The sequence below is a fragment of the Streptomyces sp. NPDC005551 genome, from assembly GCF_042871785.1.
Taxonomy (GTDB): domain Bacteria; phylum Actinomycetota; class Actinomycetes; order Streptomycetales; family Streptomycetaceae; genus Streptomyces.
The window spans coordinates 232,937-256,240 of sequence record NZ_JBIAJE010000003.1 but is presented as its reverse complement, the minus strand read 5'-3'; the positions used below and the strand labels follow the sequence as shown (position 1 = coordinate 256,240).

Genomic DNA, 23,304 nt, shown 5'->3' with positions numbered 1-23,304 from the left:
GCGTGGGCCAGCCGGCCACGGTTCCGCCGTATGACGGCGTCAGCACATGACGGCTCCAGCACACGACGGCCCCGGCGCACGACGGTCTCACCAAGCGACTACGGGAGTGACAGATGAAGGCGATCAGCTATGACGAGTTCGGCGGCCCGGACGTTCTGAAGTACGGCGAGGTGGACCGGCCGGTGCCGGGCCCGGGTGAGGTGCTGGTCCGTGTGGTGACGGTCGGCGTCAACCCACTGGATCACAAGCGCCGTCAGGGATGGGTGGAGCAGTTCTACCCGACGACCTTCCCGGCCGTGCCGGGCCTCGAGTTCGCCGGTGTCGTGGCGGAACTCGGCGAGGGCGTCACCGAGTTCGCGGCCGGCGACGAGGTGTTCGGATGGACGAAGACGGGCGCGTACGCCGAGTACGCCCTCGCCGGTGACATCGTCCACAAGCCGGCCGGACTCTCCTTCGAGGCGGCGGCCGCCCTGCCCGTGGCCGGCGAGACCGCGCGGCGCGTCCTTGGGCAACTCGGCCTGAAGTCGGGCGAGACGCTGCTGCTGCACGGCGCGGCGGGCGCGGTCGGACAGGTCGCCGTCCAGCTGGCGGTGACGCTCGGTGCGACCGTGATCGGTACGGCGTCCCCGGCCAACCACGCCTTCCTGCGGGGGCTGGGCGCGGTCCCCGTCGCCTACGGGGAGGGCCTCGCCGACCGGGTGAGGTCGGCCGTTCCGTCCGGTGTCGACGCGGTCTTCGACGCCGCCGGACACGACACGCTGCCCGTCTCGATCGAACTGCGGGGCGGTACGACGGACCGGATCGTCACGATCGCGGCGACGGACGCGGCCGACTACGGCGTCCCGTTCTCCGGCGGCGGCACTCCGGCGGAGGTGGTGCGCGGGTGGCTCACGGAGCACGGCCGCCTCGCCGTCGAGGGCAGGCTGACCGTCCCGGTCGCGGAGACGTTCCCGCTGGCCGACGCGGCGAAGGCGCAGGAGCTGAGCGAGACGGGACACGTGCGCGGCAAGCTGGTCCTCCAGGTGTGACAGGCCCGGTACGGCCGTCCCGGGCAACCCGGTTCGGTGGAGCGGCCGTTCACGGCCGGCGTGCGCGGAGGGTGGGGGCGGGGGCTGGGCGTGGGCGTGGGCGTGGGCGTGGGCGTGGGCGTGGGCGTGGGCGTGGGCGTGGGCGTGGGGTATCATCGATCTTGAGCGCGCCGCCGAACCACCGGCACCGCGCCTCGCGTTGGTGGTCCAAGGAAAGACGCCCCGCTTCCTGCGGGGAGATGCAGGTGCAAGGCCTGCCCGGCGCTCCACACAGCCCCACCCCGGCCGCCCGGGGTGGGGTTTTCCCGTTGTGCCCCGGCATCCTCGGACCCGGCCCCCGATGTTCGGGACGACGGGGCGGCCTGACCGGAGCGCCGCACGGCGATGTCAGTGGGGTCCGGCATGATCCGGGTGACACGTCGTCGGGCCGGGCAGGGAGCCACCAGGATGTCGATCAGCAATCAGCAGGTGCTTGACCACGCGTTCCTGCGGACGCTGTACGAGGACGACTACTACCCCGACCACGTGCTGGACCGGGGCACGGCGATCCTTTTGAGACTGTGCGGACGCATCGAGGAGGAACGCCCGGCGGACCTCGCCGCGCTGTACGCGCTGACCGAGGTGGCCACGGAGGAGTTCAACGCCCTGGAGGCCGACTTCGACGCGGCCGGCAGCGAGATCGAGACCGTGGCCCGTGAGGAGATAGCCGAGGAGTTCGCCTTCATCGCCGACACGTACGGGTTCGCCGACGCGGACGCGGAGGAACTGATCGCGGCCCGTGAGTGGTGAGGCGGCCCGGTCCTGAACGCCCGGCTCGGGCAGGGCCGTTCGATTACAGGTCGACGAGGGTGCCCCATCCCTCAGCGCGGGCGACGGCATGCGCGACATGTGCCGCCGCGACGTCCAGAGCGGCGTGACCGGTGGACTTGAAGACGGTCAGTTCGGTCCCGCTGCGCCGGCCGGGGTGGTCTCCGGACAGTACGGAACCGAGCAGCGTGACCGCCCGTCCGGGAGGCAGGCCCTGCAACTCGTGGGCTCCCGCCGGGACTCCGGCCGTGGCGGCACCCGGCCACTCCGCGAAGAGAGTGGCGTCGTGCACGGTGGCCGCGTCCAGTTCCGGGCCGTGCGAGCCGCCCACCGAGCTGATGTGGGTGCCGGGAGCGAGCCAGGCCCGCTCGATCACCGGTTGGACGGCCCCGGTGCAGCAGAAGACCGTGCCGGCCTCGCGGACCGCCGCCTCGATGCTCCGCGCGGTCCGTGCGGCCGGGTGCAGAGCCGCGGCGCGTCCGGCGCGCTCGGGGTCACGGCCCGCGACGACGACGGGGGTCGCCGGATCGAGTGCGGCGAGCAGCTCGATCTGGGCCCGGGCCTGGGCGCCGGTCCCGATGACGGCGACGGTCCCGGCGCGGGGAACCGCCAGGCCGCGGGCGCTGTGGGTGGCCGACGCGGCGGTCCTGACGGCGGTGAGGGACTCGGCGTCCATCAGGGCCAGCGGGCTGCCGTCCACGGCGTCGAACAGCGCGACGACCCCCCGGTGTGTGCTGCGTCCGGGCCGGGCCGGGTCGGCGAACACGGAGACGAGCTTGGCCGCGAGTCCCAGTCCTGGCACGTGTCCGGGCATCGCGCCCAGCAGCCCGCCCGGGGCGCGGGCGGCGATCCGCGGCGGTGCGGAGGCCTCGTCGGCGCTGACGGCGATGAGTGCCGTCGCCACGGCGTCCATGACCCGGCGGGGATCGAGGGCGGCGCGTGTCAGCGCGCGGTCGAGGACGAGGACTCCGCTCATGCCGAACCGTCCGCGGGGACGCCGGGACCGGCCAGGAGGCGCTGCACGTCGTCGGCGGCCGCACGGAGTTGTCCGCGCAGCCCGGTGAGGCGCGCCTCGTCGAACTCGGTGGCCAGGCCGACGACGGTCAGGGCGCAGGCGGGTGCTCCCGGGGTGGGGACGACGGCGCGGCTGAGGGAGGCGACGGGCTGTTCGTTGCGGCCGTGCTCGACGGCGAATCCGCTCCGTTCGGTGCGCTCGATGTCGGCCAGCAGCCCGTCGGGCCCGGTCAGGGGATGTCCCGCCGCTTCGGCGAGGCGGAGGTAGGGGGCGCGGGCGGCGGAAGGGAGCGCCGCGACCAGCGCGAGGGGGCCGGCGAACCGGTGGACGGGCAGGGCCTCGCCCATGAGACGCGTGATCATGGCGAGCCGTTCGGGGCGTACGACGTCGATCACCCGCGCCCGGTCGGCCTCCAGCACCTGCAGGTTGACCATCATCCCCGTGCTGTCGGACAGGGCTGCCAGGACGGGGCGGGCGAGAGCCGTCAGGGAGTTTCGCGCCGCGGAGGACGACAGGCCGAGCACCGCGGTGCCGGGCAGGTAGCGGTCACCGGCACGCAGTACCCAGCCCCGGCGGACGAGATCGAGCAGGACGCGGTAGGCGGTCGCGCGGTGCAGGCCCACCTCGTCGGCCAGTTCGGTGAGGCGAAGGGGGTGGGGTGAGCGGGCCACGGCCTCGACCAGGTCGAGTGCCTTGTCCACGGCCGAGCTGCGTGCTTCGGGCAATTCCGACCACTCCTTGTGGTGTCGAGAGCGGCGGGCGTACGGTGCATCTGTTTCCAGTGACGATACAGCTGTTACGTCCAGCGTAACAAGCCCTCTTGAGGTGAAGATGATCCACGCGGCACCACCCGAGCCGAACCCACACGCGTCTCCGCCGGACGGTGCGGTCACGGTGTACCGCGGAGCCACGCTTTTCGACGGGAGCGGGGGACCGCCGCGGCCGTCGACGACGATCGTCACCGACGGCGCGTGGATCCGGGCGGTCGGCGACGACGCCGAGATCACCAGTGAACTGCCCGCCGACGCCGAGGTGTTCGACCTCGACGGATGCTTCGTCATCCCCGGCCTGATCGACTCCCACCAGCACATCGCGACGCCTCCCGACCGGCCCGCGGCCGAGGCGGTGCTCCGCCGGCTCGTCTACAGCGGCGTCACCGCGATCCGTGACATGGCGGACGATCTGCGGCAGGTGGGCGACCTCGCCAGAGCCACCCTCGTCGGCGAGATCCCCGGCCCCGACATCCGCTACGCCGCGCTGATGGCGGGCCCCGGGTTCTTCGACGACCCGCGTACCCACCAGGTGTCCCAGGGGGAGACCCCGGGAGCGGTGCCGTGGATGCAGGCCGTCACCGACGACACCGACCTGCGCCTGGCCGTGGCCGTGGCGCGGGGCACCCACGCCGCCGCGATCAAGGTCTACGCCGATCTGGACGCCGCGGCCGTCACGGCGATCACCGCGGAAGCACACCGTCAGGGCATCCCCGTATGGGCCCACGCCACCGTGTTTCCCGCCTCGCCCCGGCAGGTGGTCACGGCGGGCGTGGACAGCGTCTCGCACGTGACCCTCCTCGCCTTCGAGGGCACCGACAAGCCGTTGACGAGCTACCGAACCAAACCCCCCGTCGACTACGAGAGGTTCGCCGACGGCGACGACCCGCTCCTCGCGGACCTGTTCGCCCTGATGCGCCGGCGGGGAACCGTCCTCGACGCGACCGCCGGCATGTGGCGGAGTGACGCCCTGGCCGGCGACGGACCGGAGGCCGCCGCGCGTGCCCGCGCCAACAGCGAACTCGCGGCCCGCCTCACGGCCCAGGCGCACCGGGCCGGAGTGGACATCTCCACGGGCACCGACTACGAGACCGACGCCGAGGACCCGTTCCCCGCCCTGTACGAGGAACTGGCGTTCCTGGTGGACCACTGCGGCATGTCCCCGGCGCAGGTACTGCGCTCGGCCACCCTGATCGGCGCCCGCAGCGCCGGCGCCGAGGCCGTCATGGGCAGCGTCGAACCGGGCAAACTCGCCAACTTCGCCGTCCTGCGGGACGATCCGCTGCGCAGCATCGACCATCTCCGCAGTGTCACCCTGACCGTCAAGCGCGGCCGCCGCTTCGCCCGCAGCGAGTTCGACCGCCCAGGATCCGCGGCCGGACAGCCCCGCCGTGACGAGGCCGAGGAGGGCCGATGACACCCACCCCCATGATCATCAACGCGCTGGGGCAACTCGACAACCCCAACGCTCCGCGGTCGGTTGAGGCAGCCGCGCAGCTGAACGCCTCCAGCGAACAACTCACCATCGACGCCCGTGCGCTGGCCGACGCACACGCCTCGGGCCTCACCGCCGTCAACGTGACCCTCGGCTACACCATGGGCGACCTGCCCCCGTACGAGCACACCCTGCACGAGATCGCCGTATGGGACGCGATCGTCCGCGACAACGCGGCGGACCTCCTCAAGGTCCGTACCGTCGCCGACATCCACCGCGCCCGGCGCGAGGGCAGGATCGGGGTCGTCTACGGCTTCCAGAACGCCGTCGCCGTCGGGGACGACCTCGACCGCGTGGCCACCTTCGCCGGGCTGGGCGTGCGGGTCGTCCAACTCACCTACAACCAGGCCAACCACCTCGGCGACGGGTCCATGGCGCTGGCCAACCGGGGCCTGAGCGACTTCGGCCGCCAAGTGGTCGAGGCGCTCAACGACCAGCACCTCATGGTCGACCTCTCCCACAGCGGGGAACGGACCTGCCTGGAGGCCGCGACGATGTCCCGCGCTCCGGTGTCGGTCAACCACACCGGCTGCCGGGCGCTGGCCGACCTGCCCCGCAACAAGACCGACGAGGAACTGCGCCTGGTCGCCTCCCGCGGCGGGTTCGTGGGCATCTACTTCATGCCCTTCCTCCACGTCTCCGGGCACGCCGGCGCGGCGGACGTGGTCGAGCACATCGATCACGCGGTGAATGTGTGCGGGGAGGACCACGTCGGCATCGGCACCGACGGCACCATCACGTCCGTCGACGATCTCGACGCCTACCGCGCGCACCTCGCGGAGCACGTGGCCCTGCGTCGGCAGGCCGGCGTCGGAGCGGCGGGGGAGCGCGCCGACACGCTCCCGTTCGTCCTCGACCTGCGCGGAGTGGACCAGTTCCGGGAACTGATCCGCCTCCTGGAGAAGCGCGGTTACCGCTCCGAGCGCATCGAGAAGATCCTCGGGCGGAACTTCCTGGACTACGCCGGACGGGTCTGGGCACCGCGGCCCGCCTGACGCTCCACCACCCGGTGATGTGCCGCGACCTGCCCCCGGCCGCCTCACCGGGCTCGCCGGGCAGGAATTTCCGGAACGACGGCAACCTCCCCGCGTGCGGCGGCGACTGACAGCCGAACCCCTCACACAGATCGGGACGGAAGTCGGTATGACCCCTCAGCAGAACAGGACCGCACCCGCACGCCACGGACGCCGTAGAAAGGGCGTCGTCGTGGGCCTGCCCGTCGCGCTGGCCGCCGCGGCCGGCCTCGCCTACGGCGGTGCGTTCGGGGTGTTCGGCGACGACGCGGGTGCCACGGCGTCGGCGGCACCCGCCCCGGCGGGAGCCACGCAGGCGGCCGACGGGTTCGCCTCCGTCGACGCCCTGGGCCAGAAAGGCACCTACGGCGGACGGGAGGGCAGAACGGTCACCGTAAAGACGCTCGCGGACCTGGAGAAGTACGCTACCGCCGCCGAGCCGTACGTCATCGTCGTCGCGGGCGCGATCACGATGGAACCCAAGGGCAAGGAGATCAAGGTCGCGTCGGACAAGACGATCGTGGGGGCGGGGACGTCCGGGCACATCGTCGGCGGCGGGTTCTTCCTCGGCCAGGGCGTGCACAACGTCATCATCCGCAACCTGACCATCCGGGACGCCTACATGGGCACCTGGAACGACAAGGAGCACGACTTCGACGCCATCCAGCTGGACGGCGCCCACCACGTCTGGATCGATCACAACGACCTGCGGCACATGGCCGACGGGCTCATCGACAGCCGCAAGGACACCACCTATCTCACGGTCTCCTGGAACAGGCTGAGCAACGAGAACAAGGCCTTCGGCATCGGCTGGACCGACAACGTCACGGCCGACATCACGATCCACCACAACTGGATCCGCGAAACCGAACAGCGCAACCCGTCCACCGACAACGTCGCCCACGCGCACCTGTACAACAACTACCTCCAGGACGACCCCGGCACGGACATCACGTCCTCGTACGGCAACTACGCGCGCGGCAGGACGAAGATGGTCCTGGAGAACAGCTACTTCGAGGGACTGCGCAACCCGGTCACCAAGGACGGGACGGCCTCGCTCGTGCAGCGCGGGAACGTCTTCAAGAGCACCACCGGCCGCAACGAGAGCGGGGGCACGGCCTTCGACCCCAAGAAGTACTACGCGTACACGCTCGATCCCGCCGCCGACGTCCCCGCGATCCTGCGCCGGGGCACCGGCCCTCAGGCATCCGTCGGCACCACCACGAAGGCAGCCGCCGCCACGACGCTGACCGTGGCCAGGGACGGCAGCGGACAGTACCGGACCGTGCAGGCCGCCGTGGACGCCGTACCCGCGAACAACCCCTCACAGGTCATCGTCGCGGTCGCGCCGGGCACGTACCGCGAGACCGTCAGGGTGCCGTCGAACAAGCCGCACGTCACGATCCGGGGCACCGGCAAGCACGCCGCGGACACGGTGATCGTCGAGGGGCACTCGGCCGGCACGCCGAAGCCGGGCGGCGGAACGTACGGCACCTCCGGGAGCGCCACACTCACCGCGGACGCGCCGGACTTCGAGGTGCGCAACCTCACCGTCTCCAACGACTTCGACGAGGCAGCCCACCGCGGCGAGGAAGGCCATCAGGCCGTCGCGCTGCGCACCTCGGGCGACAGGACGTTCCTGAACCACGTCATCGTCACCGGCGACCAGGACACCCTGGAACTGGAGAGCCCCTCGAAGGACCGGCCGGCCCGGGTCTACGTCGACAACTCGTACGTCGTCGGCAACGTCGACTTCGTCTTCGGCCGGGCGACCGCCGTCTTCAACCGCACCACCTTCACGCTGAAGAAGCGCGCGGACGGCACCTCGGCCGGCTTCGTCACCGCACCGTCGACCCCGGCGGGCTTCAAGGGCTTCCTCATCACGAACTCCAAGGTGAACGGCGACGTCGCGGCCCGCAGCTTCTACCTGGGCCGGAACTGGCACGCGGGCGGCGACGCGACCCTCCGCCCCCAGACGGTCGTGCGCGACAGCGTGCTCAGTGACGCGGTGAGGACCACACCGTGGACCGACATGGGCGGGTTCTCCTGGAAGAAGGACCGCTTCGCCGAGTACCGGAACAGCGGCGCGGGATCCGGCGCGGCGAGCGCCGACCGGCCGCAGCTGTCCGACGCGGCGGCCGCCGGTCACGAGATCGCGGACTGGCTCGGCGACTGGACTCCGCCGGCCTCGTGACACCCGCGCAGGTCAGGCCAGCGATACTGCCTGACATGCGTATCGACTATTCCCCCGAGTCCATGGACAAGGGAGCGTTCTACAAACTGCTCACCGCGGTGGTCGTGCCGCGCCCGATCGCGTGGGTGTCGACGCTCACGGGCGACGGCAGGACCGCCAACCTGGCACCGCACTCGTTCTTCACCGTCGCCTGCACCGACCCGCCGATCGTGCAGTTCACCTCCGTCGGGCGCAAGGACTCCCTGCGCAACGTGGAGGAGACCGGGGAATTCGTCGTGAACTTCGCACCCGAAGGGCTTCTCGAGCAGATCAACGCGACGGCGACCGACTTCCCCAGTGAGGAGGGGGAGTTCGACGCGGTGGGCATCGAGCGGGAACCCTCGCTCCGGGTGAGGCCGCCGCGGGTGGCCGCCTCGCCGGTGGCGCTGGAGTGCCGGCTGCACGCGACCCTGTGCCTGGGGAACTCGACGGTCGTGCTGGGGCGCGTCGTCCACGCCGCGGTCCGCGCGGACACCGTCGTGGACGGGCATCCGCGGATCGACCTCCTGCGGCCGCTGTCCCGGCTCGGGAAGAACGAGTGGGGCACCCTCGGCGAGATCAGGGACCTCGCGCGGATCCGGTACAGCGACTGGCCGCAGGACTGAGGCCGGGGCGGGCCACCAGCCGGGTGGCCCGCCCCGGCCTGACGCCACGGCACCCTGGGGCCGGGTCGCCGGCTCGTCCCGGGCGACACGGCTGCCGGGCCCACGGCGTACGGCCGCGGACGCTCGCCGGAGGGTGCGGACGTCACGGCTCGCTCGCGGCAACGCGCTCGATGGCGACGAGAGCGGCGTCGTCCCCCAGGGTTCGGCCCGCGTACGTCAGGAGGTCGTCGCACAGGTAGCGGAGAAGATCCTCCGGTCCTTGCCCGGACCACGCGGCGAGCCGGTCGGCCAGCGGATAGAAGTCGCCCTTGCCGTCGCGGGCTTCGGTGACCCCGTCCGTGTAGAGCAGGATGATGTCCCCGTCGGCCACGGTGAACTCCTGGACGGAAAAGGGGTTCTCCACGTGTCCGGTCAGCCCCAGCGGCGGCGCCGGCCGGCGCACCCCCAGCTCGTGGACGTCGCCCCGGGCCCACAGCAGTGGCGGCGGGTGACCGCAGTTGATCACGGAGACGTTCGTGGCGTGGTCGGGGATGTCCAGGACGACCGCTGTGGTGAAGGCCTCCAGCTCCTCCATGTCGTCTTCCCAGTCGCCCGGCGTGTCGAGGTCCGAGGAGACAGCGTCCTCGAGGAAGGCCACCAGAGCGGGGAGCTCGGGCTGGCGGTGCGCCGCGGCCCGGAAGGCGCCCAGGAGGCGGGCGGCATCCCCGATCGCCTCCAGGCCCTTGCCGCGGACGTCGCCGATGAGGACGCGGGTGCCGTGCGTGGTCCGCGCCGTGGCATACAGGTCACCGCCGATCTGCGCCTCGGCTTCCGCGGCCAGGTAGACGGACGCGAGACGGAGTGGACCGATCCGGCGCGGAAGAGGCCGAAGTACGACCTCCTGAGCCGCCTGCGCCACCCAGCGAAGCTGGATCAACTGCTTCTCGTGACGCTCGCGCACATGCGCGAGGAACGTCACGAGCACGGAGATCAGGGCCAGGGCGACGATCTGAAGGGTGTGGTTGAGGTCCGTGAGGCTGGTCCGTATGACGCCCACCGTGCCCTGAGCAAGGACCGCGAGTGCACCGACCAGGGCCGTCATCCGCGGGCCGGCGAACGACGCCGTGATCGCGGGTGCCGCGACCAGGAAAGGACCGAGGTGAACGTCGGGAGGGGCGAGGATGTCCACGACCGTGACGATCGCGATCAGGGCGAGAGGCAGAGCAAGCCGACTGCCCGACGCGTTCCACGACCGGCTGACATGCCCTGATTCCCGATGAAGGTCCACACGACCTGCTTACACCCCTGGTGCCGCGTCGTGGCAGGCCGACCTGGTGCGTCACGCCACTTCTACCCACCCGGCGGCCGGGCGGGGCCTCCGCGCGGCAGGCCCCGCCGGCGAGCCGCGGCCGGGGCGCCCGGGGAGGCGCCGCGACGCCGTTCCACCGGCGAGCGAAGACGCGCGCACAAGTGGACTGCGTCGAAGGGGAAGGAGCCGCTGCCGGACGGCTACGGTCGGCGGGTGAGCAACATGCAGGAGACCGCCGAGGGAGCGGGACCGTTCACCACCCGGCTGACCTGGATCCTCGAGGACGGTGGCACCGCCGTCTGGGAATCGCGTCCGGCACGCAAGCGTGGCCTGCTCACCGTGCGGACCCCGGGCGGGCCGGAACAGCGTTCCCGGAGAGCGGACAACGAATCGATCGCCCGGCTGCGCCGCCTGAATCACCTGGCCGCGGGGGCCTTCGCGGTCGGTGGGGCCCTCTTCGCCGCCGGAGCGGGGGTGGCCCAGTTCGGCTCGGGCGGCGCGACGGGCGTCTGGATCTACTTCGCCGGCGGTCTGTTCTTCAACACGGGGGGCTACGCGTCACTGCTCCAGGCGATCAACGCTCCCCGCCGGGACAGCGCGGCCGGGGCACCGGCCGCACGGAGCCGGCGATGGTGGAGCTACGAACCCGGCCGCATCGACTGGCTGAGCACCTTCCTGCTGTTCACGGGCACGCTGGTGTTCGGCATCAACCTGCTGAGCTCTCTGCTGCAAGGGCTCTCGACGCAGCAGACGAACAGGCTGATCTGGGCCCCCGACATGGTCGGATGCATCCTCTTCCTGATCTCGGGGCACCTCGCGCTGGTCGAGGTGTGCCATGGCCGGCCAGGGGTGCGACGCGCCGACCTCGGCTGGTGGATCGTCGCGGTCAACCAGCTCGGCTCCGTGCTCTTCCTCGTCTCGGCACTGGCCGCCTTCACCCGGCCCGTGACGGGAAGCGTCCTGAACGCCGACCTCGCGAACTGGGGCACTCTCGCGGGAGCGCTCTGTTTTCTCGTCGGAGGGGTGCTCCAGTGGTTCGAGCACCCCTGACCCACCACCGGCCGGACAGCTGAGAGCCGCACTTCAGGCCGTGATGGGAATGACGGCGAGGGGTTCGGTGGTGGGCTGCCGGGAGCCGCCGGCGGGTTCGACGGTGATACCGACGGCCACAGCGCCGGCCAGGGGGCCCCGCAGGACGTGCGAAGCCCGCTTCGCCCCGCTCGGCAGGAGACCGGCGGGGCGCAGGTCGTCCGCCGTGGTGGCGAACCAGAGCTCGTAGACCTTGTCTGCGGCGAGGGCTGGAAGGTCTTGAGCGGCGAAGAGGGCGCGGGCCTCGGAGCGGGACACGATGACGGCTGCCGTGCCTCCTCCGGTCAGCGTTCCGGTGTGCAGGGTGGCGTCGGGCGCGGTCACGACATCGGTGAGGGCCCGCTCGGCGATGTGCGCCCGGGTGGCCTGAGTGCGTGCGTCGTCCGCCTGGGAGTGCTGCCAGGCGGCGGCCCCGCCGAGAAGGGCGGCTGCGGCGATGCTCGCGGTCAGCGCGAAGCGCATGGCACGCTGCCTGACTGCCGACGGACGCCGAGGCCGGTCCAGAGGGATCCGGCTGACGGCTTCAAGAGTGCGGGCGCGCACGTGCGGCGGCACGGAGGCGGTCTCCGCGCCCGCGAGAAGGGTGACGACCTCAAGCAACTCGGCGACTTCCGCGCGGCAGTCCGCACAGCCGGCGAGATGGTTCTCGAAGGCGGCTTCCTCGGCCGCCGGCAACGCGTGCAGGACGTAGGCACCGACGGCGAGATGCGCGTCTTCCTCGGACGTCATTCGTCGGCCTCCAGACAAGCTCGCAGGTGCTGCAGGCCCGCGCGCATGCGGGACTTCACCGTGCCCTCGGGCGTCGACAGCGCGTGGGCCACCTCGACGTAGGTCAGGCCCTGGTAGAAGGCGAGGACCAGGGGGACCCGTCGCAGACGGGTCAGTGCGGCCAGGCAGCGGTAGATGCGCCGCTGCTCGTCATGGTCCTGCACGGCCTCGGCGACCTGGTCGAAGGCCCTCTCGGAGAGCAGCTGCCCGGCGCGCCGCTCGCGTTCCGAGCTCGCCTGGGCGGCCCGTACCCGGTCCACGGCGCGGCGATGTGCGAGGGTGAGCACCCAGGCTTTGGCCGTTCCCCGCCGGGGGTCGTAGCGGTCCGCGGTGCGCCAGACCTCGATCATGACGTCCTGGGTGACCTCCTCCGCCTGGGCGGCATCGCGCAGAACGCGGCAGACCAGTCCCATGACGGTCCCGCTGAAGGCGTCGTAGACCCCCGTGAACGCTTCCTTGTCGCCTTCGGCTACACGGGGCAGCAGCTCCTCCGCCGGCGTGCTGGGCTCGGATCGGCGCGGCAAGCTCCGCTCCCCTCGTACGTCGGGCTGCGATCCGCGGTGTGCCCGCGGCGCCCTGTGTGCCGTATTCGACTGTGGCACCGGCCGCAGCACCGCGCAGTGCGGCATGGGCGTGCGGGTGACGTCGCCTCGGACCGAGAACCGGATCACGCGTATCGGTGTGGTCTAACCCGTCTCCAGCCGGAGCAGGACATGGACCGTCTTGCCTCCGAGAGCGGGGACGACCCGGACCTGTTCACCGAGCCGGCAGACGAGATCCATGCCGAAGCCGCCATGATCGCCCGCTCCTGCCCGTGAGCCGAGATCGGGAAGCTCTTCGCTGTGGTCCGCGACGGCGATGTCCAGCTGCTGCCCCTGGACCGTGAGGATCAGCAGGCACGAGTCACCGGTATGTCGGACCGCGTTGGTCACCAGCTCGGAGACGATCAGCACGGCGTCCGCGATGCGATCCGGACGGTCGGCGGTCTTCAGCCATCGTTCGGTGATGTGGCGAGCCACAGCCGGTGCGCGCCGGCCGCGGGGCAGAGCAACCGCGTGCTGTGTGACAGGCGGTGAAACGATCGTGGACATGACCGCCCCCTTTGAGGGCCTTAAATACCGATGATTCCTCTGTGCAGGTGATTCGTAGCCGCCGACCGGACGGATGGCGGGAAGGCGGGAAGCCTCGCCCCCCGCGGTGGCGGCGGAAGTGCGGGCAGGATGCGCCGACCGGGTCGGGGTCGCCCGCCGACCGCGCCGGTTCACCGGACGGTCTCTTCACGCTCTTTTCCCGTTGTGTCATCCGGTGCGGTCCCGGCTCCGAATCCCCCATGTCCGACACAACAGGAGAGCGGAGCAGCCGGTGTCACGCAGCTGCCACACCGCACCGCGGCCGTGGCCGACAGGACCGGCATCCGTTCGTTGTGTTCGCCAAATGCTCTGGCAAGGAGATTCGTGCGATGACAGCATCCATGCGAGTCCGGCGGCTGGTGGTGGGAACCGCAGCCACGGGGCTGCTGGCCGGAGGTGCCGCTCTCGGCATGTCCACGACGGCCAATGCGGCTCCCGCGCCTTCCTCCGTCACCACCGTGGTGTCCGGTGACCATCACGACCACCACGACAAGTGCGAGTGGAAGAAGGGGCACTGGGAGAAGAAGTGGGTCAAGGGCCACTGGGAGAAGAAGCAGGTCGACCACAAGTCCTGGCACAAGGGTTACAAGGACCGTCACGGCACCTGGCACCAGGGCTTCTGGGAGCACCACCACACCTACAAGTGGGTCTATGTCGCCGGTCACTGGGACCACCAGTGGATCAAGGGTCACTGGGACTGCAAGCACCACTGACACCGACATGAGGTAATGGCCAGGGCTGCCACAAGCCCTGGCCATTTCCTTTGCGTGTCCCGGCCCCGGCCTTCATGCTCACCGCGGACGGGGAGCCGATGTCCCCACCGGGGGCCGGTCTCCCCCGGGCATGGTAACGGCTGTTACCATGCGGGTATGGCGAAGACACAGCTGGGCGCGCGCGTGAATGAAGAGGTCGCGGAACTCGCGAAGCAGCGCGCCGCCGACCTGGGACTGAGTATCGGGGACTATCTGGCCAGGCTGGTGCAGGACGATGCCAGCGGCCTGCGCGCCCGGGCGGTGGACGCGGCCGCCCGCTTCCTGGCCGACCACCAGGCGGTCTTCGACACGGCCGAACAGGCCCGGCAGACGTCTCGGGGAGCGCACGCAGCCTGATGGACCTGCACATCGACGTTCCCTGGATCCTGCAGGTCGCGGAGGCCGCCGGGGCAGACGATCCGGCTCCCGACGACTACGGCGTCCCCGTGTCGGCAGTCGCACGCCACCGGGCCGAACTCTTCGAGCAGTCCGTCTATGAGGGCCCTTACGCCAAGGCCGCCGCCCTGGTGCACACGCTGGGCCGGTGCCGCTGGCTGGAGCGCTCCAACCTGGCCGTCGCCGCCGCCTCCGGGGTGATGTACCTGGAGGCGGCCGGGGTTTCCGTCAAGCCCGTCCGAGAGGATGCCGTCGCTCTCAAGGACCTGCTTCTCGATCCCGCCTGCACGGCCGGCAAGATCGCCGCGTTGCTGCGGAGCTGGCCGACCGTCACCTGACGCCCTCCGCACTCCGTTCCGCCCATGGCCGCGCCGCAGGACGGCGACGGCCGAAGCCGGGCCGGAACCCGCGCGGTGTTTTTTTCGTCCTGCCCGGGCGGGTAGGACCGACAGCGCAACCAGTATCTAGTGAAGTGGTCTGGATTGATACACATACGGCGTCAACCACAAGCGGGCCTGTGGGCCGCGGCGGCGGTCGCGGTGCTCGGATTCCTCGTCGCGCTCGAATGCGCCGTACGCCACTACGGCCTGCCGGGTCCGATCACCACGCAGGCGCGAGAGGTGCTGTTCCCGCCCAAATCCGGCGGACTGCTGTACGCCGGTATGGCGTTGATGATGGTGGTTCTCACCTGGCGGCAGCGATTCATCGCGCTGGGCGCGGCGGTCGGCGTCGACGTCGTCTTCTGGGCGGTCCGCTGGGTGGCCGACATCGAAGTGACCGACGGCCACCCCTTCGGCAACGGCGCGCTGTGGGTGACCCTGGGCTGCGCGGTCGTCGCCGTCACCCGCCGCACGGGCCCGGAGCGCGTCCTGCTGCTGAAGGGCGTAGGACTGGCCCTGCTCCTCATAGCGGGCCGCAAGACGGGCGACGCCTGGCTCTTCCTCACCTCCCAGACCCGGCCCATGGTGCTCGACCAGTACGTGGCGGTCACCGACCACGCACTGGGCAACCCGTCCTGGCTCGCCGGGCGGATCGTCACCGCCTCCGGCCCCATCGGCTTCAACACTCTCGACTTCGTCTACGGCCAGCTCCCGGTGGCCGCGGTCGTCGTCGCGCTGTACCAACTGCGCAACGTGACCGCCGAGCGCCGCTTCCCGCGCCACCACCTCGTGCGCACCTTCCTCACCATCGGCCTCATCGGACCGGCCTTCTACATGATCTTCCCGGTGGTCGGGCCGGTCTTCGCCTATGGCACCGGCGCCGCGCACTGGGAAGGAGTCAGCCTGTGGGCACCGCACATGCCCCCCAGCGCGCCCTGGGCCGTGGCCGACCTGTGGCCGCGGACAGTGCCTGCGATCAGTGCCCCGCACCTCATGCCGTTCGACGGGATCACCCCGCGGAACTGCATGCCGAGCCTGCACACCGCGTGGGCCACCGCGATCTTCATCCACTCCCGCAAGGGCCCGCGCGCCCTGCGCTACGCCGGCGCGTTCTGGCTGATCGCCACCCTCGCCGCGACGCTCGGCTTCGGCTACCACTACGGCGCCGACCTCATCGCCGGCGTGGTGTTCACGCTCACGGTCGAAGGGGCGCTGCGCGCCTACGACCACGGCTGGGACCGGTCGGGGATCCGACTGGTCGCCCACGGCTCGACGGTGTGCGTCGCACTCCTGGTGTCCTACCGCTGCCTGCCTCTGGAGATGGCCGCACACCCGTGGCTGGCCGGCCCCCTGCTCCTCCTCGCCATGGTCTCGGTCATCTACGACTACATACGGACGACCGCGTCCTGGGAGCCGAAGACCGTGCCCGTCCGGCAGCCGGCCCCGCAACCCGAACTGACCTGACGGCGACGCCCCCGTGCCGTGGGGTTTGTTAGGTTGGCGGTGAACCGCGCACGGACCGGCGGCCGACCGCACAAGGAGCCGACCCGCATGATGGCGCGCGCCAGACTGGTACAGGAACTTCGCCGCGACGGTACCGGCCGCTCGGGCAAGGAGGCGGCGCTCCTCGTCGAGGACTACGCGCGCCAACTGGCCACGCAGCTCCGGGAGGCGGGGCATCGCGAGGCGGCCGACCTCATCGACCCCACCGCCGGACGGTGCACCTGCGGCGCACCGGACGGTCCCGACGAGGACAGCCGGGAGACCCGCAGGTACTGGGAGCACTCCCGGTCGTGCTCGTTGGGGAGCTGACCCGGGCCCCACCCGCGGCGATCCGGCCGGGGCAGGGACTGAGGCCCTCGCGCCGGACGCTCAGTGCTCCGGTGCGGCGTGCCGTCTCACCAGCTCGTACGAGCGCAGGCGGTCGGCCAGGGCGTAGACCGGCGTCACCAGCATCAGTTCGTCCGCGTCGGTCGCCGCCGCCAGCTCGGTCAGGCGTCGCACCACCGTGTCCGCTGTGCCGTGCGCCTGATGGGCCCGGAAACGCGCCAGCGCCTGGCATTCCCCGGGCGCGAACGGGTGCGCGGACGCCTCCTCGGGCGAGGGGAAGGGAACGTCGCTGCGTCCCTGGAGGAGTCCGGCCTTGACGACGTCCATGGGTCCGGCGAGCCGCTCCGCTTCCTCCTGCGTCTCGGCGCACACCACCTCCACGCACAGCAGCACGCGGGGGCGCTCGGACCAGCGGGACGGGGCGAAACCGGCTCGGTAACGGGCGAGTGCGGCACGGGTGTTGTCCGCCCGGATGTGGTGGGCGAAAGCCATCGGCAGACCGAGCTCCGCGGCCAGGGCGGCACCGGCGGTGCTGGAGGACAGGAGCCACGGCTCCGGGAGCGGGCCGAGGGCGACCTCGTCCACCAGGAGCCGCAGCGTCTCCGCCACGTCGTCCCGGTACTCGTCGTCCGTCACAGGTCCCGCACCTCGGCGCAGGGCCCGTGCGGTGGCCTCGTCGAAGGTGCCGGGCCCGCGGCCTATGCCCAGGTCGATCCGGTCGGGGTGCAGCGCGGCCAGTGTGCCGAACTGCTCCGCCAGCATGACCGGGGCGTGGTTGGGGGCCAGCACGCCTCCGGAGCCCAGCCGGATGGACGCCGTGGACGCGGCCGAATGAGCGGTGAGGACCACGGGCGGAAACGCGCCGATGGCGGGGGAGTGGTGGTGCTCGGCGTACCACAGGCGCCGGTAGCCGAGGGCGTCGAGGCGGCGGGCGAACTCGGTGGTGTCACGTAACGTGTCCGCGGCCCGAGTGCCGGTCTGGACCATGGCGACTTCCAGCGCGGAGAGAGGCAGAGGGATCATGCGGTCAGCATAGGGAGCGCGGGATGCTCCCCCGGGTCCGGGCCGTCGCTGTCCCGGACCCGTCGGCCGACCCGCGCCGGCGCGGCCCCGCGGGGGCGGGCGATTGTGCCCCTGGGCGTCAGGTCACCGTCCCCGCCTCCTCGGGTGACGGGTCGTAGGCGCCGGTCGCCGCCGTCTGCCGAAGACGTCGGACGGCGACGAGCACGTCACGGTGGGAGGTGTAGAGCGCGTTGACACCGAACCGGAGAAGATCGGGTGCGCGCATGTCGGCGACGACGTCCTGGGCGGCCAGCGACTGGATCAGGCCGTAGGCATGGGGATGGCGCAGGGACACCTGGCTGGCGCGGCGGTCCGGGTCGGCCGGGGTGACCGGCTCGAAGCCGAGACCGGTCAGCATGTCCTCTGCGCACCGGAGGAAGAAGCCGGTCAGGGAGAGACTCTTGGCGCGGACCTGCGCCATGTCGATCCCGTCGAAGGCTTTCAGCGCGGCTTCCAGGCCCAGCAGGGACAGGATCGGCGGAGTTCCGATACGGGCCCGGGCGATCCCCGGCGCGGGGGTGTAGTCCGGCCGCAGGCCGAAGGGATCCGCGTGCCCGGTCCAGCCGTCGAGCGGTGTCCGCCAGTCGTCGTGATGGCGGCGGGCGGCGTACAGGAACGCCGGGGCGCCCGGGCCCCCCGACAGGAACTTGTAGCCGCAGCCGACCGCGAAGTCGGCCCCGAGGGCGTCCAGGTGCACCGGCAGCGCCCCGGCCGCGTGGCACAGGTCCCACAGGGAGAGCGCGCCGGCCCGGTGCGTGGCCCGGGTCAGCGCCCCCATGTCGTACAGCTCGCCGGTCCGGTAGTCGACGGGGGAGTAGCTGACCACGCACACGTCGTCGCCCTCGGCGGCCAGGTACCGCTCCAGTTCACCCGGCGGCACCTGGCGTACGCGCAGGCCGTGCAGTCGTGCCACCGAGCCCGCCAGATAGCGGTCGGTGGGGAAGTGCCCCGGGTCCGTGACCAGCGTCCGTCGGTCGGGGCGCAGGCCTGCGGCGGCACTGAGCGCGGTGAAGAGCTGCACGCTGGTGGAGTCGCCCGCCACCGTCTGCCCCGGCGCGGCGCCTACCAGACGCCCGACGGCGTCACCGACCCGCAGCGGCGCCTGCCACCAGTCGTGGGAGTTCCACGAGCGGATCAGGCCGGTGCCCCACTGCTGGTGCACGACGTCGGCGAGCGCCGGTGGCACCGCCGCCGGCAGCGGGCCGAGCGAGTTGCCGTCCAGATAGACGAGCCCCTCGGGGATGAGGAAACGCTCCCGGACCGGGGCAAGGACGTCGTCGGCGTCGAGGGCCGCGGCCTGTTCGTCCAGCGTGTGGGCGGCGGTCGTCACGGCCGCCCTCCGTCCTGGGCGGGTGCGGCGTCCGGCCGGACCGCGCCCCACTCACCGGTCAGACGCCACAGTGTGTCCGCGACCGCCCGTGCGGCGGGCGCGTCCGGCTCGATGAGCGTGTAGTGCCCCGTCCCCGGCAGGACGACGGTCTCCAGGTCGCGGTGGACGGCCGCGTAGTCGGCGAACTGCGAGAGCGGCACCTCCTCGTCGACCTCGCCGTGCAGCAGGACTGTCCGCACCCCGGTGGAGCCCGTCCCCTTGAGCAGGCCGAGCGGATCCACCAACGGCAGCCGCTCCTCGAACGTACCCTCGCCGCCCAGGAGTTGCAGCGCCGCATCGTCGCTCAGGCCGTCACGGCGGGTCGCGGCCAGGTCGGTGAGCGGCGCGAGCGCCAGCACGGCGTCCGGCAGCCGGTTCGTGTACCAGGGGGAGTCCTGCGGCAGCAGCCCGCGGGCCGCGCACCACAGGGCGAGATGGCCGCCCGAGCAGTGACCGGCCAGGACGTAGCGCCTGCCCTCGGGCAGGGTGTCCACGATCCGCGCGATGTCGTCGAAGGTCTCCGGATAGCCGCCCGCGCCACCCGACCTGCGGAACCCAGGCAGCAGGACGGAGAACCCCTGCCGGGCCAGGTACGCGGCGAACGGGGTCAGATGCATGCGGTCGTAGCGCCAGTAACCGCCGTGCAGCAGGATCACCAGCGGGGCAGCCGGATCCGCGGCAGGCCACGCGTCGTAGACCTGGTGAGGGTGTTCGCCGTACGACCCGTGCCGCGGCGCCAGGACGGGCTTCAGGCTCAGCACCCGCCTCTCCTCCTGCGCGGCGAACGCGGAGATGACCCTAGATGTCACCGCGCACCGCCCAGAGTTCCGGAAAGACCGTGCGAGCGGCACGCTGCTCCAGCCAGGCCAGTCCCGAGGATCCGGCGCTGCCCGACTTGGTGCCCATCGCCCGCCGCACCACCATGACGTGGTCGAACCGCCAGCGCGCGACCAGCTCGGCGAGATCGGTGAGCAACTCGCCCAGCGCGAGCAGCGGATCGTGCTGCGGACCGGCGTACACCCGCCGCCACACCTCCACGACGCCGGGATCCATCACGTACGGCTCGGTGACGTCCCGCTCTCGGACGTGCTGCGGCACCGGCAGGCCGCGGCGGTGCAGGAACATCAGGACCTCGTCGTAGAGCGACGTCTCACGGTGGGCGTCCCGCAGCGCCTCGTGGACCTTCGGATCGCCCCGGTGCGCGCGCACGAGCGCGGCGGACTTCTCGCCGAGCAGGATCTCCAGGTGCCGGTACATCGCGGACTGGAAACCGGACGCCTTGCCGAACGCGGCGCGGAAGCCGTTGAACTGAGCGGGTGTCAGGGCGGCGATGGGCTGCCAGGAGGCGACGAGGGCACGCAGTGCGCGGCGACTGCGCACCAGCGCGTCCACGGCCGCGTCCAGATCGTCCTTGACGAAGGACTCCCGGGCCGTGCGCCACTCGTGCACGATCAGGGTGAACCACAGCTCCATCACCTGGGTGGTGACGAGGAAGCCCATCTCGTCGGCCGCCTCGGTGAGCGGTTGCTGGAGCGAGTTGAGGACCGAGGCGTGGACGTAGTCGTCGTAGGGACTCGTGCCCCGGAAGGGCTGGGTGAGCGGATCGTCCGTGGACAGATCCGCGAGTACGGACGTGCCGTCTTCCATCAGGACTCCTAGAAGGCCGCGGGCGGCGGGGAGGCGGACGGTGTGGGGGCGTGCCGTGCGCGGTCCGGTGCCGGGCCGGCTCGACGGCCGGTCAGAGCTGGACTCCGCCGCTGGCGTCGATCCAGTGGCCGGTCACCCAGCGGGCGTCGTCGCTCGCGACGAAGGACACGACGTCGGCGATGTCGGCGGGGGCACCGAGCCGGTCGAACACGGACGCGGCCGAATAGGCCTGCCGGATCTGCGGGTTCTTGAGCGTGGGATTGATCTCCGTCTCGGTGAACCCGGGCGCGACCGTGTTCACTGTGATGCCGCGCGGCCCCAACTCCTTGGCGAGCGACAGGGCGAGCGTGTCCAGGGCACCCTTGGTCATCGTGTAGGCGACGATCGCCGGGAACGCGACCCGGGTGGCCACCGACGAGATGTTGATGATCCGTCCGCCGTCCCGCAGTCGCCGCAGGCCGCGCTGGATCACGAAGAACGGCGCCCGCGTGTTGACGGCGAACACCCTGTCGTAGTCGTCCTCGGTGACGTTCTCGATGGTGCGCGGAAGGGTGATGCCGGCGTTGTTGACGAGGATGTCCAGGGCGGGTTCGGCTCCCCGGGCCGCCATTTCACGGTCGAAGGCCGCCCAGAGGGCGTCGGCGTCGCCGGGAACGCCGAGCTCGGCGTGCACGCGGAACGCGCGCCCACCCTCGGCCTCGATCTCCTTGACCGTCTGCTCGGCCGCCTCGTGGTGGTGGCCGTAGTGCACCGCGACCAGGGCGCCCTCCCGCGCCAGCCGCAGGCTGATGCCTTTGCCGATGCCGCGGCTGCCGCCGGTCACCAGGGCGGTTCTGCCTTCGTGCCGCAGGGTGGTGGGCAAGATGCTCTCCTTCGGTGGAACGTGGAACGTGGGACGGGGAACGAGGGAACGGGAAGGGGCGAGGGAACGGGAAGGGACGGGGGATCGAGGACGGGACGGCGGTCAGGCGTCGAAGTCCAGCGTGAGGTCGTCGGTCCGGGGGCGGGCGCGACAGGCGAGCGTGTAGCCCGCCGCCAGGTCGCGGGCGTCCAGGGCGTGCTGGGACCCCAGCGTCACGGCTCCCCGCGTCACCTTCGCCCGGCAGCTGCCGCACACACCGTCGCGGCAGGCGTACGGCGCCTCGGGGCGCTGACGGAGCACGGCGTCGAGGATCACCTCGTCCTGCGGCAGCACGGTGACGACGCTGGTACGGCCGCCGAGCACCGCCGTCACCCGGCCCCGGGGGACGGCCGAGGCGGCAGGGGCCGGCTCGGCCGGCGCCCCAGCGGCGGAGAACAGCTCCGAGCGCACCCGGTCCGGGGGCGCACCCCACGCGGCGAGCGTCGTGCCCACGGTCCGGAGCAGCCCGTACGGCCCGCACAGGGCGAATGTCGTGGGGGAGCCGGGGCGTACGTCCAGCAGTTCGAGCAGACGCAGCAGTTTCGGCGCGTCGATGCGCCCGGTGAACAGCTCGCTCTCGCGGCGTTCGCGCGAGAGGACGTACAGCACGGTGAGGCGGTCGACGAACGCGTCCTTGAGGACGGCGAGTTCGTCCGACAGGAGAGCGTCGCCCGCGGTGCGCACCGCATGGATCAGCGAGACGCGGCAGCCGGGGTCCTCACGCAGAGCCGTGGCGGCCATGGGTGCGAGGGGCGTGATGCCGCTGCCGCCCGCGATCAGGACGTGGTGCCCGCCGGTGCTGTCGGGCAGGCCGAACCGGCCGCCCGGCGGGGAGAGTTCGAGCCGGTCGCCCTCCTTCAGCGCCGACAGCGCGTAGGCGCCGAAACCGTCCGGCGTGTTGCGCTGGACGACCAGACGGAGGGCGTCCGGCGCGTCGGGCGGCGGGCAGATCGAGTAACTGCGCCGCAGTTCAGCGCCGTCGCGCCGGTGCCGTACGACGACGTGCTGACCCGGCCGGTGGGCGAAGGTGGTGACCAGGGCTTCGGGGACGTCCAGTGTGACGGCCACCGCGTTGTCCGTCAGGTGGTCGAGCCCGGTGACGGGGAGCCGGAACCAGCCGGTGCGGCGGTCCCCGGTCCCGTGGGTGTCGAGCGGTCCGCTGTGCTGTGCGACGGGAACTGCGTTCATGGGTCGTCTCACATCGCCGTCAGGTGGGGAAAGGTCTCCCGGCAGGCCGTGCACCGCAGCATGGACTGGCAGCGTGCGGGCCCGAAGGGGCTGTGCGGCCGGGTGGCGGGTGAGCCGCAGTGCGGGCAGGGCACGCCGAGTCCGAGGCGCACCGGCTGGGGCGCGTTCCGGGGAGCGGGCGGGGCGATGCCGTGGGCGGCCAGCTTGGCGCGGCCCGACGGCGTGATGCGGTCCGTGCTCCAGGCCGGTGCCAGCACGTGGCGCACGCGGCCGTCGGCGTGGCCGCAGTCCCGGAGGACCTCCTCGACGGCGGAGGCGATGGCGGGCAGCGCCGGGCACCCCAGGAACGTCGGGACGAGCTCCACCTCCAGGCTTCCGTCCGCTGCCGCGGCGACGGAGTGGATCACCCCCAGTTCGCCCAGGCTGATCATCGGCAGCTCGGGGTCCGGGAGCGCCTCCACGCGCGCCCGCACCTCCGCGACGTCCCGGCGCGCGGAGGCGGCCGGGCGTTCCCGGTCGGCACCGGGGCCCGGCGCCG

25 protein-coding genes are annotated in these 23,304 nt (G+C 71.8%); 12 read left to right on the top strand and 13 right to left on the bottom strand.

The window, feature by feature from the left end:
• Positions 1–113: 113 nt before the first annotated feature.
• Positions 114–1,028 carry an NADP-dependent oxidoreductase gene (locus tag ACFYP4_RS09410; RefSeq protein WP_358851815.1) on the top strand — a complete coding sequence of 305 codons (915 nt, stop codon included), beginning with the start codon at positions 114–116 and terminating at the stop codon, positions 1,026–1,028.
• Positions 1,029–1,475: 447 nt separating this feature from the next.
• Positions 1,476–1,817: a DUF5713 family protein gene (locus ACFYP4_RS09405; protein ID WP_358851814.1), complete on the top strand. Its 342-nt coding sequence runs from the start codon at positions 1,476–1,478 to the stop codon at positions 1,815–1,817.
• A 43-nt stretch (positions 1,818–1,860) separates the two neighbouring features.
• On the opposite strand, the gene ACFYP4_RS09400 is transcribed toward ACFYP4_RS09405, so the two are convergent.
• Positions 1,861–2,811, bottom strand: coding sequence for an ornithine cyclodeaminase family protein (locus tag ACFYP4_RS09400; RefSeq protein ID WP_358851813.1), 951 nt, complete (start codon positions 2,809–2,811; stop codon positions 1,861–1,863).
• A complete protein-coding gene (locus ACFYP4_RS09395; RefSeq protein WP_358851812.1) occupies positions 2,808–3,575 on the bottom strand; it encodes an IclR family transcriptional regulator in 768 nt (255 codons plus the stop codon). Before ACFYP4_RS09395 ends, ACFYP4_RS09400 begins: the two co-directional genes overlap by 4 nt.
• A 169-nt stretch (positions 3,576–3,744) precedes the next feature.
• Between ACFYP4_RS09395 and ACFYP4_RS09390 the strand changes: the two genes are divergently transcribed.
• The 4 genes from ACFYP4_RS09390 to ACFYP4_RS09375 all read left to right on the top strand — a co-directional run bounded on the left by ACFYP4_RS09390 (position 3,745) and on the right by ACFYP4_RS09375 (position 8,966).
• Positions 3,745–5,037, top strand: a complete 1,293-nt coding sequence (locus ACFYP4_RS09390) for an amidohydrolase family protein (protein WP_388784252.1) — start codon at positions 3,745–3,747, stop codon at positions 5,035–5,037.
• Positions 5,034–6,110, top strand: a complete 1,077-nt coding sequence (locus ACFYP4_RS09385) for a dipeptidase (protein ID WP_388784249.1) — start codon at positions 5,034–5,036, stop codon at positions 6,108–6,110. Before ACFYP4_RS09390 ends, ACFYP4_RS09385 begins: the two co-directional genes overlap by 4 nt.
• A gap of 148 nt (positions 6,111–6,258) precedes the next feature.
• Positions 6,259–8,322 carry a pectinesterase family protein gene (locus ACFYP4_RS09380; protein ID WP_388784246.1) on the top strand — a complete coding sequence of 688 codons (2,064 nt, stop codon included), beginning with the start codon at positions 6,259–6,261 and terminating at the stop codon, positions 8,320–8,322.
• 35 nt (positions 8,323–8,357) lie between these two features.
• Positions 8,358–8,966: a flavin reductase family protein gene (locus ACFYP4_RS09375; protein ID WP_358851808.1), complete on the top strand. Its 609-nt coding sequence runs from the start codon at positions 8,358–8,360 to the stop codon at positions 8,964–8,966.
• 142 nt (positions 8,967–9,108) lie between these two features.
• On the opposite strand, the gene ACFYP4_RS09370 is transcribed toward ACFYP4_RS09375, so the two are convergent.
• Entirely contained in the window at positions 9,109–10,134 is a 1,026-nt protein-coding gene (locus tag ACFYP4_RS09370) for a PP2C family protein-serine/threonine phosphatase (protein ID WP_388784243.1), read from the bottom strand.
• 342 nt (positions 10,135–10,476) lie between these two features.
• Here ACFYP4_RS09370 and ACFYP4_RS09365 point away from each other — a divergent pair, with 342 nt between their 5' ends.
• Positions 10,477–11,304, top strand: coding sequence for a hypothetical protein (locus ACFYP4_RS09365; protein WP_388785043.1), 828 nt, complete (start codon positions 10,477–10,479; stop codon positions 11,302–11,304).
• 33 nt (positions 11,305–11,337) lie between these two features.
• Here the strand turns inward: ACFYP4_RS09365 and ACFYP4_RS09360 are convergent, their stop codons facing one another.
• The 3 genes from ACFYP4_RS09360 to ACFYP4_RS09350 form a co-directional block, all read right to left on the bottom strand.
• Positions 11,338–12,072: an anti-sigma factor domain-containing protein gene (locus ACFYP4_RS09360; RefSeq protein WP_388784239.1), complete on the bottom strand. Its 735-nt coding sequence runs from the start codon at positions 12,070–12,072 to the stop codon at positions 11,338–11,340.
• Complete coding sequence (gene sigK / locus ACFYP4_RS09355; RefSeq protein WP_358851804.1) at positions 12,069–12,635, bottom strand: ECF RNA polymerase sigma factor SigK; 567 nt, start codon at positions 12,633–12,635, stop codon at positions 12,069–12,071. Before sigK ends, ACFYP4_RS09360 begins: the two co-directional genes overlap by 4 nt.
• Before the next feature lie 162 nt (positions 12,636–12,797).
• Positions 12,798–13,130, bottom strand: a complete 333-nt coding sequence (locus tag ACFYP4_RS09350) for an ATP-binding protein (protein ID WP_358851803.1) — start codon at positions 13,128–13,130, stop codon at positions 12,798–12,800.
• 440 nt (positions 13,131–13,570) lie between these two features.
• Here ACFYP4_RS09350 and ACFYP4_RS09345 point away from each other — a divergent pair, with 440 nt between their 5' ends.
• The 5 genes from ACFYP4_RS09345 (at position 13,571) to ACFYP4_RS09325 (ending at position 16,581) form a co-directional block, all read left to right on the top strand.
• Entirely contained in the window at positions 13,571–13,954 is a 384-nt protein-coding gene (locus ACFYP4_RS09345; RefSeq protein WP_358851802.1) for a hypothetical protein, read from the top strand.
• A 156-nt stretch (positions 13,955–14,110) separates the two neighbouring features.
• Positions 14,111–14,350 carry a hypothetical protein gene (locus ACFYP4_RS09340; protein ID WP_358851801.1) on the top strand — a complete coding sequence of 80 codons (240 nt, stop codon included), beginning with the start codon at positions 14,111–14,113 and terminating at the stop codon, positions 14,348–14,350.
• Positions 14,350–14,727, top strand: a complete 378-nt coding sequence (locus tag ACFYP4_RS09335; RefSeq protein ID WP_388784233.1) for a fic family toxin-antitoxin system, toxin component — start codon at positions 14,350–14,352, stop codon at positions 14,725–14,727. Before ACFYP4_RS09340 ends, ACFYP4_RS09335 begins: the two co-directional genes overlap by 1 nt.
• Before the next feature lie 153 nt (positions 14,728–14,880).
• Positions 14,881–16,233, top strand: coding sequence for a phosphatase PAP2 family protein (locus ACFYP4_RS09330; RefSeq protein WP_358851856.1), 1,353 nt, complete (start codon positions 14,881–14,883; stop codon positions 16,231–16,233).
• 87 nt (positions 16,234–16,320) lie between these two features.
• Positions 16,321–16,581, top strand: coding sequence for a hypothetical protein (locus tag ACFYP4_RS09325; protein ID WP_358851799.1), 261 nt, complete (start codon positions 16,321–16,323; stop codon positions 16,579–16,581).
• A 60-nt stretch (positions 16,582–16,641) separates the two neighbouring features.
• Here the strand turns inward: ACFYP4_RS09325 and ACFYP4_RS09320 are convergent, their stop codons facing one another.
• From ACFYP4_RS09320 to paaD, 7 genes are all read right to left on the bottom strand, one after another.
• Positions 16,642–17,622: an LLM class flavin-dependent oxidoreductase gene (locus tag ACFYP4_RS09320; protein WP_388784229.1), complete on the bottom strand. Its 981-nt coding sequence runs from the start codon at positions 17,620–17,622 to the stop codon at positions 16,642–16,644.
• A gap of 118 nt (positions 17,623–17,740) precedes the next feature.
• Entirely contained in the window at positions 17,741–18,991 is a 1,251-nt protein-coding gene (gene kynU / locus ACFYP4_RS09315) for a kynureninase (protein WP_358851797.1), read from the bottom strand.
• The gene (locus ACFYP4_RS09310; RefSeq protein WP_358851796.1) at positions 18,988–19,839 is read right to left on the bottom strand and encodes an alpha/beta hydrolase; all 852 of its coding nucleotides are present in this window, start codon (positions 19,837–19,839) and stop codon (positions 18,988–18,990) included. The genes kynU and ACFYP4_RS09310 overlap by 4 nt, the downstream gene beginning before the upstream one ends.
• Positions 19,829–20,677, bottom strand: a complete 849-nt coding sequence (locus ACFYP4_RS09305) for a tryptophan 2,3-dioxygenase family protein (RefSeq protein ID WP_358851795.1) — start codon at positions 20,675–20,677, stop codon at positions 19,829–19,831. The genes ACFYP4_RS09310 and ACFYP4_RS09305 overlap by 11 nt, the downstream gene beginning before the upstream one ends.
• A gap of 91 nt (positions 20,678–20,768) precedes the next feature.
• Positions 20,769–21,539 (bottom strand): SDR family oxidoreductase, encoded by a 771-nt coding sequence (locus ACFYP4_RS09300; RefSeq protein ID WP_358851794.1) that lies wholly within the window; start codon positions 21,537–21,539, stop codon positions 20,769–20,771.
• A gap of 102 nt (positions 21,540–21,641) precedes the next feature.
• Positions 21,642–22,766, bottom strand: a complete 1,125-nt coding sequence (locus ACFYP4_RS09295) for a 2Fe-2S iron-sulfur cluster-binding protein (protein WP_358851793.1) — start codon at positions 22,764–22,766, stop codon at positions 21,642–21,644.
• Between the two features lie 8 nt (positions 22,767–22,774).
• Entirely contained in the window at positions 22,775–23,239 is a 465-nt protein-coding gene (gene paaD / locus ACFYP4_RS09290) for a 1,2-phenylacetyl-CoA epoxidase subunit PaaD (RefSeq protein WP_358851855.1), read from the bottom strand.
• Between the last annotated feature and the right edge of the window lie 65 nt (positions 23,240–23,304).

What these genes read in the sequence shown, in the direction of transcription:
- ACFYP4_RS09295 (WP_358851793.1), bottom strand. Translation starts at nt 22,766, where the DNA reads ATGAACGCAGTTCCCGTCGCACAGCACAGCGGACCGCTCGACACCCAC.
- ACFYP4_RS09380 (WP_388784246.1), top strand. Translation starts at nt 6,259, where the DNA reads ATGACCCCTCAGCAGAACAGGACCGCACCCGCACGCCACGGACGCCGT.
- ACFYP4_RS09365 (WP_388785043.1), top strand. Translation starts at nt 10,477, where the DNA reads ATGCAGGAGACCGCCGAGGGAGCGGGACCGTTCACCACCCGGCTGACC.
- ACFYP4_RS09410 (WP_358851815.1), top strand. Translation starts at nt 114, where the DNA reads ATGAAGGCGATCAGCTATGACGAGTTCGGCGGCCCGGACGTTCTGAAG.
- ACFYP4_RS09305 (WP_358851795.1), bottom strand. Translation starts at nt 20,677, where the DNA reads ATGGAAGACGGCACGTCCGTACTCGCGGATCTGTCCACGGACGATCCG.
- ACFYP4_RS09405 (WP_358851814.1), top strand. Translation starts at nt 1,476, where the DNA reads ATGTCGATCAGCAATCAGCAGGTGCTTGACCACGCGTTCCTGCGGACG.
- ACFYP4_RS09385 (WP_388784249.1), top strand. Translation starts at nt 5,034, where the DNA reads ATGACACCCACCCCCATGATCATCAACGCGCTGGGGCAACTCGACAAC.
- ACFYP4_RS09400 (WP_358851813.1), bottom strand. Translation starts at nt 2,811, where the DNA reads ATGAGCGGAGTCCTCGTCCTCGACCGCGCGCTGACACGCGCCGCCCTC.
- ACFYP4_RS09340 (WP_358851801.1), top strand. Translation starts at nt 14,111, where the DNA reads ATGGCGAAGACACAGCTGGGCGCGCGCGTGAATGAAGAGGTCGCGGAA.
- ACFYP4_RS09375 (WP_358851808.1), top strand. Translation starts at nt 8,358, where the DNA reads ATGCGTATCGACTATTCCCCCGAGTCCATGGACAAGGGAGCGTTCTAC.
- ACFYP4_RS09345 (WP_358851802.1), top strand. Translation starts at nt 13,571, where the DNA reads ATGACAGCATCCATGCGAGTCCGGCGGCTGGTGGTGGGAACCGCAGCC.
- ACFYP4_RS09320 (WP_388784229.1), bottom strand. Translation starts at nt 17,622, where the DNA reads ATGATCCCTCTGCCTCTCTCCGCGCTGGAAGTCGCCATGGTCCAGACC.
- ACFYP4_RS09325 (WP_358851799.1), top strand. Translation starts at nt 16,321, where the DNA reads ATGATGGCGCGCGCCAGACTGGTACAGGAACTTCGCCGCGACGGTACC.
- ACFYP4_RS09335 (WP_388784233.1), top strand. Translation starts at nt 14,350, where the DNA reads ATGGACCTGCACATCGACGTTCCCTGGATCCTGCAGGTCGCGGAGGCC.
- ACFYP4_RS09360 (WP_388784239.1), bottom strand. Translation starts at nt 12,072, where the DNA reads ATGACGTCCGAGGAAGACGCGCATCTCGCCGTCGGTGCCTACGTCCTG.